The sequence below is a fragment of the Clostridioides sp. ES-W-0016-02 genome, from assembly GCF_020641035.1.
Lineage (GTDB): Bacteria > Bacillota > Clostridia > Peptostreptococcales > Peptostreptococcaceae > Clostridioides.
Map to the genome: position 1 here is coordinate 2510206 of NZ_CP061361.1, position 16041 is coordinate 2526246.

At 27.1% G+C, this 16041-nt stretch carries 20 protein-coding genes; 7 read left to right on the top strand and 13 right to left on the bottom strand.

The genetic code is table 11. The annotated features are described in order from the left end of the window. From IC758_RS12080 to IC758_RS12130, 11 genes are all read right to left on the bottom strand, one after another. Nucleotides 1-1959 (bottom strand): DNA polymerase, encoded by a 1959-nt coding sequence (locus IC758_RS12080; RefSeq protein ID WP_227860475.1) that lies wholly within the window; start codon nt 1957-1959, stop codon nt 1-3. Continuing rightward, nucleotides 1959-2531 (bottom strand): DUF2815 family protein, encoded by a 573-nt coding sequence (locus tag IC758_RS12085; protein ID WP_227860476.1) that lies wholly within the window; start codon nt 2529-2531, stop codon nt 1959-1961. Before IC758_RS12085 ends, IC758_RS12080 begins: the two co-directional genes overlap by 1 nt. Before the next feature lie 29 nt (nt 2532-2560). Continuing rightward, the gene (locus IC758_RS12090; RefSeq protein WP_227860477.1) at nt 2561-3154 is read right to left on the bottom strand and encodes an RNA polymerase sigma factor; all 594 of its coding nucleotides are present in this window, start codon (nt 3152-3154) and stop codon (nt 2561-2563) included. A gap of 52 nt (nt 3155-3206) precedes the next feature. Then, the gene (locus tag IC758_RS12095; protein WP_227851887.1) at nt 3207-3542 is read right to left on the bottom strand and encodes a hypothetical protein; all 336 of its coding nucleotides are present in this window, start codon (nt 3540-3542) and stop codon (nt 3207-3209) included. A gap of 17 nt (nt 3543-3559) precedes the next feature. After that, nucleotides 3560-4726: a DUF2800 domain-containing protein gene (locus IC758_RS12100; protein WP_227860478.1), complete on the bottom strand. Its 1167-nt coding sequence runs from the start codon at nt 4724-4726 to the stop codon at nt 3560-3562. Between the two features lie 11 nt (nt 4727-4737). Beyond that, complete coding sequence (locus IC758_RS12105; RefSeq protein ID WP_227860479.1) at nt 4738-5175, bottom strand: hypothetical protein; 438 nt, start codon at nt 5173-5175, stop codon at nt 4738-4740. A gap of 70 nt (nt 5176-5245) precedes the next feature. Further along, nucleotides 5246-5389: a hypothetical protein gene (locus tag IC758_RS12110; RefSeq protein ID WP_227861002.1), complete on the bottom strand. Its 144-nt coding sequence runs from the start codon at nt 5387-5389 to the stop codon at nt 5246-5248. After that, on the bottom strand, nt 5376-5768 hold the full coding sequence (locus tag IC758_RS12115; RefSeq protein ID WP_227860480.1) for a helix-turn-helix domain-containing protein: 393 nt from the start codon (nt 5766-5768) through the stop codon (nt 5376-5378). Before IC758_RS12115 ends, IC758_RS12110 begins: the two co-directional genes overlap by 14 nt. Nucleotides 5769-5837: 69 nt before the next feature. Next, nucleotides 5838-6605, bottom strand: a complete 768-nt coding sequence (locus IC758_RS12120; RefSeq protein WP_227860481.1) for a Bro-N domain-containing protein — start codon at nt 6603-6605, stop codon at nt 5838-5840. Between the two features lie 125 nt (nt 6606-6730). Then, complete coding sequence (locus IC758_RS12125; protein WP_227860482.1) at nt 6731-6898, bottom strand: hypothetical protein; 168 nt, start codon at nt 6896-6898, stop codon at nt 6731-6733. A gap of 15 nt (nt 6899-6913) precedes the next feature. Next, nucleotides 6914-7105 carry a hypothetical protein gene (locus IC758_RS12130; protein WP_227860483.1) on the bottom strand — a complete coding sequence of 64 codons (192 nt, stop codon included), beginning with the start codon at nt 7103-7105 and terminating at the stop codon, nt 6914-6916. Between the two features lie 144 nt (nt 7106-7249). Here IC758_RS12130 and IC758_RS12135 point away from each other — a divergent pair, with 144 nt between their 5' ends. Together IC758_RS12135 and IC758_RS12140 are read left to right on the top strand one after the other, a co-directional pair. Continuing rightward, nucleotides 7250-7639, top strand: coding sequence for a helix-turn-helix domain-containing protein (locus tag IC758_RS12135; protein WP_227860484.1), 390 nt, complete (start codon nt 7250-7252; stop codon nt 7637-7639). Nucleotides 7640-7649: 10 nt separating this feature from the next. Next, complete coding sequence (locus tag IC758_RS12140; RefSeq protein WP_227860485.1) at nt 7650-8012, top strand: helix-turn-helix domain-containing protein; 363 nt, start codon at nt 7650-7652, stop codon at nt 8010-8012. A 12-nt stretch (nt 8013-8024) separates the two neighbouring features. On the opposite strand, the gene IC758_RS12145 is transcribed toward IC758_RS12140, so the two are convergent. Beyond that, the gene (locus IC758_RS12145; protein ID WP_227860486.1) at nt 8025-8228 is read right to left on the bottom strand and encodes a hypothetical protein; all 204 of its coding nucleotides are present in this window, start codon (nt 8226-8228) and stop codon (nt 8025-8027) included. 561 nt (nt 8229-8789) lie between these two features. Here IC758_RS12145 and IC758_RS12150 point away from each other — a divergent pair. The 5 genes from IC758_RS12150 (at nt 8790) to IC758_RS12170 (ending at nt 13713) form a co-directional block, all read left to right on the top strand. Next, nucleotides 8790-9197, top strand: a complete 408-nt coding sequence (locus tag IC758_RS12150) for a helix-turn-helix domain-containing protein (RefSeq protein WP_227860487.1) — start codon at nt 8790-8792, stop codon at nt 9195-9197. 17 nt (nt 9198-9214) lie between these two features. Continuing rightward, nucleotides 9215-9628: an ImmA/IrrE family metallo-endopeptidase gene (locus IC758_RS12155; protein WP_227860488.1), complete on the top strand. Its 414-nt coding sequence runs from the start codon at nt 9215-9217 to the stop codon at nt 9626-9628. A gap of 84 nt (nt 9629-9712) precedes the next feature. Further along, nucleotides 9713-10840: a type I restriction endonuclease gene (locus IC758_RS12160; protein ID WP_227860489.1), complete on the top strand. Its 1128-nt coding sequence runs from the start codon at nt 9713-9715 to the stop codon at nt 10838-10840. 102 nt (nt 10841-10942) lie between these two features. Then, complete coding sequence (locus tag IC758_RS12165; protein WP_227860490.1) at nt 10943-12073, top strand: site-specific integrase; 1131 nt, start codon at nt 10943-10945, stop codon at nt 12071-12073. 464 nt (nt 12074-12537) lie between these two features. Next, nucleotides 12538-13713 (top strand): GGDEF domain-containing protein, encoded by a 1176-nt coding sequence (locus IC758_RS12170; protein WP_227437259.1) that lies wholly within the window; start codon nt 12538-12540, stop codon nt 13711-13713. 272 nt (nt 13714-13985) lie between these two features. Here the strand turns inward: IC758_RS12170 and IC758_RS12175 are convergent, their stop codons facing one another. After that, nucleotides 13986-15920: a YARHG domain-containing protein gene (locus IC758_RS12175; protein WP_227860491.1), complete on the bottom strand. Its 1935-nt coding sequence runs from the start codon at nt 15918-15920 to the stop codon at nt 13986-13988. Between the last annotated feature and the right edge of the window lie 121 nt (nt 15921-16041).

Here is a 16041-nt window from a genome sequence, read left to right on the forward strand (position 1 = left end):
CTAGTCTTTCTTATAATAATCACATTCATATCCATCTGCTTTAAGCGGAAGACCTTTAGCCCAAGATATTTCTTTTCCCATAATACTGTTAACTTCTTCTAAAGAACCACATTTTTTATCTACATCAAGTACAAGCTCATCATGTACATGCATTACAATGTCATAACCTGCATCTGTCACATTAAACATAGCCTCTCTTAAGCAATCTCTAGCTGTAGCTTGAACAATATTCTCAACTAACTTAGGTCCATAGGTATCTACTCTTTTCCACTGTTTACTTGTCTGTTCCATACCTTCATATGTTATCTTATCTCCACTAAATGTAGTATGTGGCTCTATCTTAGGTCTTAAATATGATAATCTTCTACCACTTGGTAGTTCTATAAATAAAACTCCTGGATTATAAATAAATTTAATCCCATGTTGAAATTCTACTATAGTCCTATCTTTTATAGCTTTTTTAGCTGCCTTATCTACATCCCACCAAAATTTAGTTATATTTGGATTAGCATTTCTCCATGTTGTTACAAGAGGTTGAAGTTCATCTTCGTCAAGACCCATTTTTATAGCTCCCATTGATATTAATGCTCCTATACTTCCTCCATATCCAAGAGCCAGCTCTGAAATCTTACCTTTTTGTCTAAGTGGGTCACCTTTTTTAATACTTTCTATTGGAATTTTAAACATCTGACTGGCACTAGCTTCATATATTTTTCCATGAGAATTAAATACATCTAATCTCCACTTCTCACCAGCAAGCCAAGCTATAACCCTAGCTTCTATTGCACTAAAATCTGACACTATAAATCTATGTCCTTCACTTGGTATAAAAGCTGTTCTTATTAACTGACTTAAGACATCTGGTACACTATCATACAAAAGCTCTATTAAATCAAAGTCACCTTCTTTTAATAGGTTTCTAGCTAGGTCTAAATCTTCTATATGATTTTGTGGTAAATTCTGTACTTGGACTAATCTTCCTGCCCATCTACCAGTCCTATTAGCCCCATAAAACTGTAACAGACCTCTTACTCTATTATCATTACCTTTAGCTAATTTCATAGCCTCATACTTCTTTATAGAAGTTTTAGACATTAATTTTCTAAGTTCTAAAACCCTAATTACATTTTCATCCTCAACTTGTTTTAATATTTCTGGAATACTTTCTTTTGTTAGACTTGTAACTTCAAAGCCCACTTTATCACGTAACCATTTTTTTAATTGAGCTGGACTATTTGGATTATTTAGACCAGTTATTTTAATTGCTTCTTTTGTAAGTTTTTCAGTATATCTTTTATCACATTCTATTGCATTCTCTATTAACTCTGTATCCACTTTAATACCAGTATCATTAATTCTCTGATCTAAATACCATAATTTAATTTCTCTTTCAGTAGTCTTATACTTACTAAGTTTGTTTCTTATTTCTCTTTCAACTACAACATCTTGTTTACAATATTCTTTAAATTTATTCCATTTTTCCATATCATGTATTGGTAAATTTCTAGTTCTTCCTTTGTTAACTTTTGTAGCTTTACAAGGCTTACAGAAATATTGTATTAATGACTTACCTTCTTTCATTTTCTGCTTATCTTCATTAAACTTTAAAGCCTTAGAAACACTATCTAAGCTTCCTGGAAGTCCTAGTGATAACGCTTTTATCATTGTACATGACCACCCATTTGGTTTTAAATTAATATCTAAAAATTTACTTATTGCTGTTCTTTCAAAGTTAGCATTAAATGCTGATTTTATAACTTCATTATCATTTAAAGATTCTATTACTTCTTTTGGTAACTCTTCATCATTTACTAAATCAATAACTTTTACCTCTTCATTATCAAAAGCATAGGCAAATAACAGTATCTCAAAATTAGCAGAGTCTACATATCTGTAGACTCCAACTTTTTTTATATCTAAATCACTATATGTTTCTATATCAATTGATAAGGTCCTCATTAACTTAAGAAATCCTCTTCTTCATCTTCATACTCAAATTCATCTGAAAAATCTGATTCTGCACTAGCTCTTGCTCCTCCAAGAACTTCTCCTTCTGCCAACTTTTGAATATTTTGTAAACCACAACCTATACCCTTATTTCCTGCACTATTATATGGGAAGAAATTTATACTGACTCTTCCATAACAACCACTATATACTTCTGTAGCATCTAATACTTCATTCATATTTTTGTCAATTACACCTGGCTTTTGAGTGCTATTTGCATTTAGAAAATACATTCCTACATATTCTTCCGCTTCATCAGCTCTTTCAGCATCTCCATCACGAAGAGGTGTTTTTAAATTACTTGGTAACTTTCCACCCCATTTAGAAGTTTTACCTTGTTCTTTGGCTGCATCAATAGCTTTCTTTATTTTTCCTAAAGTCACCTTATCTGATTTTGGTATTAAAATACAAACTGAATACTTAGGTTCTGCACCTTCCACCATTGCTCTACTTTTAAAGATGTTACAATAACTTAATCTAACCTTTCCTGTTACTACCTTTGTTGATTGTACTGAATTACTCATAATTTTCTTCCTCCTAATATTTTTATATTTTATAAATAGATATTATCTAAACATAATTCTCTTAAATTCTTTTTTGCAGTGTATACCCTATTTTCTATAGTTTTTCTTTTATATTTTAATAGTTTAGATATCTGTATAACCTCAAAACCTTCTGCATATAATCTCAGTACTTTTTGTTGCTTTTCTGGTAAATAATTAATATAATTAATCACTTTTTTTGAAATATCTGTATTTATTACTTCATCTTCTGTTAGTGTATCGTTGCTAGAAAATAATTTATAATGTTCTAGCTCTATAGAGCTTGCCTCATTTAAAAATGTATGTTTCTTTCTTAACTGACTTTTAATATAAGCATACATTTTGTATCTAATACATTTCTTAAAGTATGCTTTAGGATAAGTCTCTCCTTCTGTCTTCAAATTTTTTATCCCCTCATATATTCCAATATATCCAGATTGAATTAAGTCATCTTTGTCTAGATAAGTTTTATTTTTATTGTTTTTTAACAATATATTGGTTATTATCTTTACTTCTTTATCAAACTCTCTTAGTAATGTTTCAAATGCTAATTCATTTCCATTTTTGAATTCTAGTACTAGTTTAATTATTTCTTGATTATCCATAAAACTATATCCCCTTTTTATACTCTTTATAGCTACTAGGAATTAAATGTTTTTAATTATCCTTTACTCTTACTGATACAAAGCATACTGGACTAACCTTTATATGTTCTGGTATATACACTCTATCAAGATGATTGTCATTCACTTCAAAGAAAGTTGACATCACTTTATCTTTTATTAAACTTTCTCTCTTAAAATCCATTACTATAGCTTTTGCATTTTCTTCTACTGAATTATACTCTGTAATATTTAATCTCTTTAACATATCTAACAAGTTGTCTTTTTCATAAACCAAATTTTCTTCAATACTCTTTTTTCTTTCCTTTAAGTCTAAAATCAAACTTATACTCTCTTCCAATTTATCTTTTGTAGCTTCATCTAATGACATATAATACACCCCCTAATTTATATTCCAAAGTCTTTTTTAGCTGAATCTATACTATTAATTTCTGGTCTTTTATCACTTTCTAGAACTAAAGTAGCTTTGCCAACAGGTTTTATAATTAAATCATTTAAGAGATTAACAAAGTCTTTTTTACCTATAGCTTTTTCCATATCAGTAATTCCTTTTAATACTCTTGGCTTATAAATTTTATCTTCCTCATAATCTGAACTTAATAAAACATTAGCAACCTCTTGTTCATCTACATATTTTCTATTACTTCTACCTTCTACAAGCTTATATCCAGGATATTTAACACCATGTTTTTCAGCTTGTTCTAGTGCATAACTTTGAACATCCTTTAACCAATCTTGAACATTCTTAGCAAGTCCCAAAATGTCTGCAATCTCATATTCATTAAGAGTAAATGTATCAGCAAAATCATATTTTTTCGCTTTCTCAAGATTATCTTCAGCTCTTTTTCTACAATCATTTTTAGCTCTACAAAATCCACAATGGTCACCACTTACAAAGTCACCTTCACCATTAAAAGCCATTTGAGCCTTCTTTTTAACATCTTCTCCCCATGTAAGTAATTTAGTAACTTCTATTTCTTCACTTGATATATTATCAAGTCTAGGTTGAATTATTGTTGTTTTAACTAAATCAATATCATATAGCATTTCAAACTGGTTATATGAACCTAAACCATATAGTCTAAGTTGAGGATTCTCTATGGCTGAAACTTCTAAACCTTTTCCATACTTTAGATCTATAACTTGAAGTATTCCATCAGATATTACAATAACATCTCCTGTGCCAAATCCTTCTGGAACCCACTCACTAAAATCGAGTCTTTCTTCTAGCATCACTATTACATCATCACATATAGCTTTACTGTCATTTACTAATTCAATTACATTATCAACATAAGATTGTATATAATCTTCCATTTCAGAGTTATAGTACTCACTTTTCTGTATCTTTTTAATTCTTGCATTATATATCTTTTTACTTATTTTTTCATACTCTAGCATTAATTTAGTTTCTGCTAATTCATGTGCAACGGTTCCTTCTTCTGCATATATACTAGTTGATGATGGATAGTTTTCTTCTAATTTTATACTAGGAGTGCAGTGAAGCCATCTATGGGCTCCACTCGCACTAAGTCTTGCATGTTGTAATGGCATTTATGTACCCCCTATAAAATTTCTAATTTATTCATAAAAGCTGAATAATCTTCTTCTTTTACTTCACTTAACTTACTAGCTCCAAATTCACCAAATAACTCCTTAAGCTTATCCTTCTTACCCGCCTTACTTACTTGTGCTGCCTTACTTCTTACCTCTTCTTTTGTGTATTTAATCTCACTAGTTGTATTTTCATTATTCTCTGTTACTTCTTCCTTGACTTTTGTTTTTTCTTCTTTAACATTTTCTTTTACTTCTACCTTTTTAGTCTTTTCAGCTTTCTTAGTTTCAACTTTCTTCTCTTCTTTTATATCTGTTATATTTATAGGTTCTATTTGCATTGCTGGTCCTAAATTAAGACCTCCTAAAGCATTTGCTACTACTAATAGTGCATTTGTAAATTCTGGTGCTTCCACTTTAACTTTTACATTTACATTAACTTCAACCATTTTAAATCTCTCCTTTTTGTGTTATACTTTGTTTGTGTTATATTTTATTTTTTATTTTTTTGTGTGTTGGTTATTTGACCAGCACTTTTTTATTTAATATTCCAACTGATATTTTCTTACCAGTTTTAATATCCTTAAATATTATATCTGCTATAATTTTGCCATCTTTTTTAAGAGTTACTATATTATTCTTATTAGTATTAAGACTCAGCAATTTCATCCCCCCTCTCTACTCTTTCTAAAAGTTCATCCAAATTTCTACCTTGATTTCTTTCAATAAAATCATCAACTTCATATCTTGAAATTTTTCTACCATCACCTCTAGCTAGTGATTTTATTAGACCTGTGCTTACTAACCTACGCATAAAAACTGTATCTAACTTTAAAATGCCTCTGGCTTCTTCTATTGTTATTAAATAATTTGGATAGCTTCTTTTCATAAAAACAACTATATCTTTAGGCTCTAGTACTTTTACCTTTTGTTCAACCGTCTGACTCCTAACTCTATCAGTCTCTTGTTTATTTATCTCAACTTCTATTAAAGCCCTTAAGCTATTGCTTAATCTTTTAACTATTTCATTTGAATTATCCATGGTTTAATCCAACCCCCATATTATCAAAATATTCTGTTATTAATTTTTGTAATTTTTAGTTCTTAAAGTTTAGTTTTCAAAGGCATTTAAAGCTTTTTCTAAAACTGGTATAACATTTTCATAATATCTAAAATTAGGTACTTGTTTGTCTGAATACTTAGCCTTATCCCACACTTTAATACCATATTCTTCTGTTTTTAGATTGTAAGCATTTGCGAATCCTCCAACTTTATTAGCCGAGATACCTAACATCCTACCTATCTCTGTAGCAGAATAAGTTTTTCTTTCCATTTTAGGAAGTGGTATTAATGTTTCTCCAGAAAGTAATTCAGTCGTTTTTGAGTACATTACTTGAGCAAATTCAGGTATACCAGCTTGTGACACTTTATCAGCTAATTCTAAGTATATTTTTGCTTCTCTCGCTCTTGCATTTTTTAATCTTGCTTGAGCATTCATATATCTTATTTCTGATTCATCCTTACTACCTTCAGATTTTTTACTACTATTATATGTACCTGTTTTACGAATAGATGGTAGAACTTCATCAAATACCCAACTCTCAAATTTTTCAGCACTTGGTAATTCGCTATTTGTAATTAATCTGTACATATCACCTTCTGGTATTACATTTACTTCCAATATCTTAGTTTTACTTTGTGGATGAGGTATTCCCTGTTTTAGGGTATACCTACAATGCCTTTCAATTGCATTATTTGGCTTTGCATATCCAAGAGATTTTGCTATATCTGTGGCTACAAAATATGGTTTACCATCAATTTCAACTGTTCTTATTTCTCCAAAATCACTATTTTTAAATACTTGTAAATTATTACTCATAATTTCTACCTCCCTAATTATTTATTTTGGTGTCGGTTTGAACGACGCCTAATAAACCTACTCCAGTCATCTTTCACCCACTTGTGGTCGAAACAAAACTCTGTGTAAAATTCATTCTTTCTTTCCTATCTTACTGATTTGTACTCTTTTCCATTTTTATTTTCAACTTTACACCATCCAAACTCTATAGCTGTATCTTCTGCATTGATTCCTATACTTCCATCTTCATACTTAATTGTCCTAACTTTAACTCCAAGTTCTTCATTAGTTGTTACATTTGATAGTTTTTTCATAAGTTCTTACTCCATTTAGTTTCTCTTAATTTCTCTCCCAACTTCAAATAAATTTGATAGTTTATTTGTAAAATCTTTTGGAGATTTTGTATTCATTAAAGTTTGTACTACAACACAAGAATCTACTGCTGTTATAATTAAATCTAATTCACTCTCAGTCAATGTTTGAAGTTTTGGAATTGTATCTAATATTTTTTTCTCTCTCATATTATTTACCACCTTTCTTGTTCTGTAACATCATATTACCATCTTTTCCCTTGTTGGTCAACACCATTTTAAAAGTTTGTTTATTTTTTCTTGTTGACTAACAAGATTCTTAAAATTATAATACTCTTATGGGAGGTGATATAATTGTCTAATGAAACTATAAGCACAAGAATTAGAAAGATAAGAAAAGATGCTAATTTATCTCAACCAGCTTTTGGGAAAAAACTAGGTGTCAGTAAAGATGTTATAAGTAATATAGAATACGATAGAGTTGAACCCAAACCTTTGTTTATCAATTATATGTGTGATGTATTCAATGTTAATAAGGAGTGGCTTATAAATGGTATAGGTGATATGTACATATCTTTAGAAGATGACATTCTTTTAGGAGAAGCTTTTGCTGATATAACCATGTCTGAAAATGAAAAAATCAAAAAAATAGTGATAAATCTTTGTAAATTAGATGATATATATGTAGACGCAATGTGCACAATTATAGATGGTATAATTTCAGATAGAACTAATGAAAAATAGGTGATATTATATGAACACTATAAGTGAAAGAATTATGCAAATAAGCTCTGAACAAAAACTATCTCAGAAAGATTTTGGAGAAATAATAGGATTGTCTAGAAGCATGATAAGTTGTTATGAAAAAGGATTAAGGGAAATAACTGAAAGGTCTATGGATGATATTTGTAGAGAATTTAGTATAAATAGAGAATGGCTCCTAGCTGGTGAAAATGAAATGTATATTTCTAGAGAAGAGGACACAGTACTTATTAATATATTTGATGAAATTCTACATTCTGATAATAAAAAACTAAAAGAATTAATCATGAAAATCAGTATCTTAGAAGATAAACAGGTAAATTTATTAAATCAATTAGTAAATGAATTTAAATAAAACAAGTGCCCATCATGAGCACTTGTTTTTTATGTTATCCACAAAACTTTTTATTATATTTTTACATTTTATACTATGTATACCTTGTATAGCATTAATTATAATTAAATCATTTTGGTTGTTATTATCCAAAATCCATTTTATTACATTAAATTTTTCTGCTCCACAAGATTCTTCTGAAATTAATATTTTCTCGACCCTATTTAGTTCATCCATTCTTTTAATCCTCCAAAATTTAGTTTATAGAACCATATATGTCAAAACAATCTGTCACTTTCATTTTTATGCCAATTTTAACCATTTATCTTATATATACATAATAAAACAAAAATATATTTTTTGCAACTCTCAGCCTTAATATTTTGGTGCAAAAAACACTTACTCTATAAAATAAAGTAAGTGTTTTTACATCTCATGTTACGGTTAATTAAATTTAGCATACCAAAATATTAAGGCATTTAAATACATTATATGTTACAGTTAATCTATTTTTATACTATAATAATAAGCATAACCTGTCAAATTTTTAAACCTTGAATAATATCTTCTATATAGTAAATTTAAATATTTATTTGTTAAGGTTCTAATTTATTTTAATTTTAGATTAATACAGTTAATCAAATATTTACTATAGTATATGAAATTTCTTTATAAATAGATGATAAACAATTTATAATTGTTTGTCAACTTTAAATTGTTTTTTCTGCAATTTAAAATTGTATTCTTTACTTTTACGATTATTAATTGTATATTATAAGATATAAGGAGTTGATAATATTGCCAAATAAAAAACTTGAAAAAAGATTAAAAGAATTAAGAAAAGAACTTAATTTTACACAAGAAGATATTTCTAAAAAAATTGGCTTGAGTAAAAGTGCATATGGATACTATGAGCAGGGGAAAACAGTACCAGATGCTTATATGATTGCTGAATTATCAAAAATTTTTAATGTAAGTATTGACTATTTATTAGGCAAAACAGACAAAAAAAATAATGATTGTTCTGAATCTCTACCAAATTCATTTGATAATGCAAATGATGCCATAAAATTCATTCTCCAGCAACCAACACTTATGGCTTATGGAGATTATAATGTAAAAAAACTAAGTGATGAAGAAATCATAGATTTTGCAAATGATTTATTGCAACAAATAAAATTAATCAGTTTTAAATATAAAAAATAATATTTTTAGGGGGAGTAATGGGAATAAATAATATAGCTAATGTAGTTAACTCTATTATAAAAGACTTTAAAACTAACAATCCATTTGAATTGTGCGAAAAACTTGATGTAACTATAAAATTCAAAAACTATAATCCAGAAGGAATGAAAGCTTATTATACAGATGTATTTGGTGAAAAAACAATTTATTTGAATTCAAATTTTACTGAGGAATCACAGTCCATTCTTTGTGCTCATGAATTAGGACATATTATCTTAGAGCATAAAGGTATAAATCACTTTGATTCCTCTGATTCCAAACTTGAACATGAAGCAAACATATTTGCTCTATATCTATTGTTTGATGAAAATAAGTATGATATAAAATTTTCATCAACAAATAGTTACTTAGCTAGAGGCATTATTGAGTCCAAGTTAAGTTTAATAAAATAAACATTATGATAAAATTTATTAATTATTTTATGTATTTCTAAATTTGTAATATATTTTATACTAAATAAGATAGGGGGATTTTATATGGATTTTTCAGATAAAATAAAACAATTCAGCAAAAGAATTGAAACATTAAAAGACAGTCTAGTTACAGAAGAAGCAACAAAAACAGCATTAATAATGCCTTTATTCCAAATATTAGAATATGATATTTTTAATCCTTTAGAATTTATGCCTGAATTTATTGCAGATGTAGGTGTAAAAAAAGGCGAGAAAGTAGATTATGCCATACTTGAAAATGGTAAACCTTTAATTTTAATAGAAGCAAAATGTGCTACAGATAAACTCAAAAAACATGATGCTCAATTATTCAGATATTTTACAGCAACAGAAGCAAAATTTGCAATACTTACAAATGGAATAATTTATAAATTTTTCACTGACTTAGAAGAAAAAAATAAAATGGATGATAAACCATTTTTAGTGTTAAACCTATTAAATATGGATGATAATAAAATATCGCATTTGAAAAAATTTACTAAGAGTACTTTTAATATAGATACTATTTTTAATATAGCATCAGAATTAAAATATACAAATCTAATAAAATCCCAGTTAAACTCACAATTAGAAAACCCATCAGATGAATTTGTTAGGTTTATAATAAATGATTTCTACAATGGTGTTAAAACACAAAATGTAGTAGAAAAATTCAGACCTATAGTCAAAAGATCTATGTCCCAATTTGTCAATGATTTTATGAATGAGAAATTAAAAACATTATTAGAAAATGATAATGAAGAATATGATAAAAAGAAAGTAAAAGATAATAAAAAGAAAGAAAGAAGTAAAACTGATACTGAACTTGTAAAACAGAAAGAGGACAAGCAAGCCCCTACTATAGAAAAAATTGATAAATGTAATATATTAATCACGGATGATGAGTTGGAAGCTATTAATATAGTTCAAGATATTTTATCTGAAAATATTGATAAAAATGAAATCACTTATAAAAAAGTAAATAATGAAGTTAATATCATGTATAAAAATAATCTTGAGCATTGGATATGTAAAATAGAATTAGGCTCTCATAAGATGATTCGTTTACCTAATGGGAATCAAGATTATTTGGAATATAATATGGATGCTGTAATAGACATAAAGGAGTTAAAAGATGAATTAATTTTTATTGCAGAAAAATATATAAAATAAACATTATCACTATAATTAAGCTAGTTATTTAAGAGCAGTCGTTCTGCTCTTTTATATAAATATTAAACAAACATACATTCTCAAAAGAAAGGAGTCATTATTATGAAAGGTGGAGTCAGAAAAAGAAGCAACAAGTGGTATTACTACTTTGACCTAGGTATAGTAGAAGGCAAAAGAAAAAAAGTAGAAAGAGTTGGTGGCAGTACAAAAAAAGAAGCAGAAAAAGCACTAAGAGAAGCACTAAATGAATATGAAAACTCTGGCATAGTATTTGAAGAAAGCAACATCAGCTTATCAGACTATCTCGACTTTTGGTTCAAAGAATATGTTTTACTTAACTGTAAATACAACACTCAAGAAAGCTACCGAATAAACATAGAAAAACATATAAAACCAAAGCTAGGAGTTTATAAAGTAAAAGCTCTAACACCAGCAATACTACAAAACTTCATAAACAAAAAGTACAAAGAAGACTATTCTCAAAGTACATTACAAGTATTAAAAGCTATATTACATAGGTCATTAAAATCAGCAGTCTACCCTTACAAGCACATACGAGAAAATCCCATGCAATATGTAAGCATACCAAAAACTAAAACTAAAACAGAAACTAAAAAAGTTAAAACTATTACACTAGAAGAATTTAATCAAACATTAAATATATTTCCTCAAGATTCATTTCAGCGTATAGTCTTACTAATTGGATTTTATACTGGTATGCGAAGAGGTGAAATTATTGCACTAACATGGGATGATATAGACTTTGATAATAAAACTATCACAGTAAAACATACTCTGATTAAAAAGAAGAATGGAATGTTTGAATTAAGCCAACCAAAAACAGAAAGCTCTTGTAGAACTATATTTACAGGTGATACCTTAGTAAGAGCATTAAAAGAACATAAACTATACCAAAAGAAAATCAAATTAAAATATGGAGAATTTTACTTCGATAGTGATTGGGTATGTACTAAAGAAAATGGTCAACAAGTAACTATTCACACTATGGACACTATAGTAAGACAAATTAGAGAAGCCTTAAATAATGACTTCCATTTCCATTGTCTAAGACATACACATGCTACCCTACTATTAGAAAATGGTGCTAACATTAAAGACATACAAAATCGTCTAGGTCATAGTCAATTATCAACTACAATGGATACCTATTCACATGTAACAGATAAAATGAAAAGTGAAACTGTAGATATATTTGAAAGAATTACAAACTAGTTTGCCACCCAAAAATATACTACGGTGGCAAATGGGTGGCAAACTCTCATTTATCTATTTTAAAAGCTAAAGTCATTAACTTTATACAATCGCTTATATCGTTGTAATTTCAACACTTTCAGTTTTATAGCAACTCTAATTCATATAATATATTAATTATAAATCTAACTAATACAACTTAATTATACCTTAATTGGATATATTTATCTATTTTATTTGTCTTGTATTAGTATTTCATTATAATTATCTAATATTCTAAAATAAATAACTTACTAATCTTAATTATAATAAAATACTAATACAAAATTTTATTTAATCTTAACTAATAAATACTATCTATTACAAATTTAGATTGTTACATATAACATATTTTGCTATAATTAAGTTATAAACAAAGTATTCCGAGTATCTAAGAAAAGAAGAGGAATACTTATTTTTATGTTTTATTTTTAATGGAGGCTTATATGAACTTAGAAAATTTAAAAAAATTCTTTGGATTCCCTCTAGATAAAAAATACAAAGAAAATGTTGAACGAGAACTTTGCAATTATCTTTATCATACAGGCAAAATTATTTGTATCATAATAATAATATCTCAACTAATTATGATGATATCAATATCAGCTAGAGATGGTGGTCCTTTTGCCACCCCAAGACGTCAATGGTATTTTTGTATGTATATAATACTATTTTGTATCTCTTTAATTTTTATGCTTGTTTTTTCTTATCTTTGGAATAAAAAAAAGGAACATTGTACTTATTATATAAACTTGTGGGTGATTTATGTAACATTTTTCTGCTTATGGGGTTGTGTAATTACTTTGCTTGACCAGTTAGGCGGAAATGATTTGAGTGTATTCAGTTATATAATGTTAACAGCTGCTGCTTTTTCAGTATTAAAATTAGGTCAATCAATAATAGTTTTTGGAGGATGTTTTTTATTTCTTAATCTACTCTTACCAGGAATTCAAACTGTATCAGGTAATGAGTTCAGTAATATTGTAAACACATTTTTTATAACATCACTTGCTATTTTTATTTCTACAATGTTATATAGAAGTCGTGTATTTACTTATTATGATAAAATGCTAATCCATCAACAATATGAAGAAATCTCCCATATGAACAATTTATTAAATCTTAAGGTTATGACTGATGACCTAACTAAAATGAATAATCGTAGGTATTTAGAAGATGTTCTTCAAAAAAAATTAAAGACCCATACAAAGCAAGAACCTATAACAGGAATGATGATAGATATAGATTATTTTAAACAGTTTAATGACACTTACGGACATCAAAAGGGTGACTACTGTTTACAGAATATTGCTAAAGTAATTTTAGATTTTACAAATTCTGAAAATTCACATGCTATCCGTTATGGTGGTGAAGAATTTTTTATATGTCTTTTCAATTGTGATGAGGCGAATGCTAAACTTAAATCCGAATATTTACGTAAGATTATAGAGTATTGTAATTTTGAACGTGATGACGTTCCTTCAAAATGTGTGACTGTTAGCATCGGAGTTCATACAAAGAAAGTTGAAGAATTAATAACTTTAAATGAATTTATAAGTTATTGTGATAAAGCTTTATATATTGCAAAAGAACAAGGTCGTAATCGTGTTGAGTTTTATTAGGAGTATAGAAACAAAGTATTAATCCTTATATTTATATTTTCTTAATAATAAATTTATTTTGTTCAAAATATTTGTATAATATTATGTAAACCTATAAATTAGCTTTTAGATTCATAATTATTAAATCTATAAATTATACTTAAGTCTAACTTATAGATTTAATAATTTTATATATAATTAATTCATGTTTAAAATTAATTCACATTTCAATTTTAATGTCTATAGACTATCTTATACTACATTTAGACATGTATTTTAAAATTTCTTATAACTTAGTTTTCCATTTCCTTAATCAATGATACATTTTGTTTCTCTACAGAATTTAAAACATCTGTATCCGCTCCTATACTATAATCTGGCTGATACCATGACTTATTGCTAAAATAGCTTTTATAAGGTTCTTCTTTAAATACATATCCATATCTTGCAAATATTTCATTTCTTATATATGCTAACTCCTCTTTACTATAAAGTTCAAGTTCATCTTTAGTTAATACTCTAGAATCACTATCATATATAATATAATCATCATCATAACTTACTTCTTTATTTTTCAAATTAGAACTTGAACCTGAATCACTTTTAATACTCTTTTTATCAGTATTTTCACTATTTTCCTTGTTATTTATACTCTTGATAAATTTCTCCGCTTCTTCTTTGGAAATTTTATTAAGTGTACCACTTACATTATTAGCTTGTAATGAAATTTCATTACTATTAAACTTAGTTATAGTAAATTTTTCCTTTGATAAAGTATCTTTTCCTTTTAATACTATGCTATTACTATCTGAACTTTCTACTTCATATTTAACTGTATAATTGCTTTCTTCTTCACTTTTACTATAAAGTTTTATCTTATTTGGCTCTTCAAATTCAAATATATTATATTCATCAGCTTTCCAAAAACCATTTAAGTCTTTTGGTTCTAAATTTTTAGAGTAAATCAATTTATTTCCTAAATAAATCTCTGAATATTTTCCTACATTGTTTATTTCTATATTGTCTTTCTTAGTTTTTAAATTATAAAAATGTATTTCCTTATTTTTAGTGGAATATGCTATATTCTCTGAATTAAATGAATAGCCAACAACATCACTTGCTATCCTGTCTTTATCTAAAAATAACTCACCACTTGATTTAATATAAAGTAATTTTTCATCATTAATAATAGATACATTAGAATTTTCTTTCATATCATTGCCTATTTTTTCTTCTTCTTTATTATTTTTCTTAATATATACATCTCCATCAGAATTTGTAAATACAATTCCATCTTTAATAAAACTTACATAATTAATGTCTGATTTTATTTTATTAGACACCTCTTTACCTATTTCTTTCTCATATAATTCATCATCACTATTTATAAAATAAAATTTACTATCTCTATATTTATAAGACCTAACATCCGATGCTATTTTTTCACTAGCATTATTTTTGTACAAATATAATTCACCTTTCAAATCCTTATAATTATACTCACTTATATACATAATTTCTTCATCATTAGATTTTACCCCCCATAAATTTGATACATCTGAACTAATTTTGACCTTATCATTTTTATCTGTACTTTTTAAATATAGATTATCATCATTATTTATAAATATTACATCACCTTTATTATTTACAATATCAAAACTCTGTATATCAGTAGATATTTTTTCTTTATTTCCATCTTCTTTATATAGATATAACTCTTCATCTGTATTCATATAATATATGAATTTTCCATCTGTAGACATCCTATACAATACAACATCATTGGCTATTTTTTCTTTATCTTTTCCATCGTATTTTACATACAAGGATTTTTCTGATGATATATATGCTATAGTGTTTGAAGAAGGCATAAATTCATATGAATTAATTTCGTCAGAAGATAAATCTGATGCTATTTTTTCCTTTTCTTTTTTTAGATTATACTTATATAAATTATTTTCTTTATCTTGGATTAATATTGATTGTTCTCCATTTATATAATCTTTTTTAGTATATGTAGGTACATCTGATGCTATTTTTTCTTCATCCTTACCTTCTGTCTTTATGTATACATCTGTCATATCACCTGAGTTATTCTCATCATTTTTTAATAGTATAAGAGAATTATCTTTGTTTGCTTGCTTACCTTTAGAATCATTTTGTGAACTGCAACCTGTACATATAAGTGCCAAACTTAAAACTATAAACAACCCTTTCTTTAACATTATTACTCCCCCTCATGATAATGATAAAACTTTTTGTGTAATAAATATACTATTCAATAATTTTTTAGATTTAAATCACCTTACATATTTTTATACTATTTACATAAAGATAATGCTTAAA

What these genes read in the sequence shown, in the direction of transcription:
- IC758_RS12115 (WP_227860480.1), bottom strand. Translation starts at nt 5,768, where the DNA reads ATGGATAATTCAAATGAAATAGTTAAAAGATTAAGCAATAGCTTAAGG.
- IC758_RS12085 (WP_227860476.1), bottom strand. Translation starts at nt 2,531, where the DNA reads ATGAGTAATTCAGTACAATCAACAAAGGTAGTAACAGGAAAGGTTAGA.
- IC758_RS12160 (WP_227860489.1), top strand. Translation starts at nt 9,713, where the DNA reads ATGGATTTTTCAGATAAAATAAAACAATTCAGCAAAAGAATTGAAACA.
- IC758_RS12130 (WP_227860483.1), bottom strand. Translation starts at nt 7,105, where the DNA reads ATGAGAGAGAAAAAAATATTAGATACAATTCCAAAACTTCAAACATTG.
- IC758_RS12120 (WP_227860481.1), bottom strand. Translation starts at nt 6,605, where the DNA reads ATGAGTAATAATTTACAAGTATTTAAAAATAGTGATTTTGGAGAAATA.
- IC758_RS12090 (WP_227860477.1), bottom strand. Translation starts at nt 3,154, where the DNA reads ATGGATAATCAAGAAATAATTAAACTAGTACTAGAATTCAAAAATGGA.
- IC758_RS12125 (WP_227860482.1), bottom strand. Translation starts at nt 6,898, where the DNA reads ATGAAAAAACTATCAAATGTAACAACTAATGAAGAACTTGGAGTTAAA.
- IC758_RS12095 (WP_227851887.1), bottom strand. Translation starts at nt 3,542, where the DNA reads ATGTCATTAGATGAAGCTACAAAAGATAAATTGGAAGAGAGTATAAGT.
- IC758_RS12080 (WP_227860475.1), bottom strand. Translation starts at nt 1,959, where the DNA reads ATGAGGACCTTATCAATTGATATAGAAACATATAGTGATTTAGATATA.
- IC758_RS12145 (WP_227860486.1), bottom strand. Translation starts at nt 8,228, where the DNA reads ATGGATGAACTAAATAGGGTCGAGAAAATATTAATTTCAGAAGAATCT.
- IC758_RS12175 (WP_227860491.1), bottom strand. Translation starts at nt 15,920, where the DNA reads ATGTTAAAGAAAGGGTTGTTTATAGTTTTAAGTTTGGCACTTATATGT.
- IC758_RS12155 (WP_227860488.1), top strand. Translation starts at nt 9,215, where the DNA reads ATGGGAATAAATAATATAGCTAATGTAGTTAACTCTATTATAAAAGAC.
- IC758_RS12105 (WP_227860479.1), bottom strand. Translation starts at nt 5,175, where the DNA reads ATGGTTGAAGTTAATGTAAATGTAAAAGTTAAAGTGGAAGCACCAGAA.
- IC758_RS12140 (WP_227860485.1), top strand. Translation starts at nt 7,650, where the DNA reads ATGAACACTATAAGTGAAAGAATTATGCAAATAAGCTCTGAACAAAAA.
- IC758_RS12100 (WP_227860478.1), bottom strand. Translation starts at nt 4,726, where the DNA reads ATGCCATTACAACATGCAAGACTTAGTGCGAGTGGAGCCCATAGATGG.
- IC758_RS12170 (WP_227437259.1), top strand. Translation starts at nt 12,538, where the DNA reads ATGAACTTAGAAAATTTAAAAAAATTCTTTGGATTCCCTCTAGATAAA.
- IC758_RS12165 (WP_227860490.1), top strand. Translation starts at nt 10,943, where the DNA reads ATGAAAGGTGGAGTCAGAAAAAGAAGCAACAAGTGGTATTACTACTTT.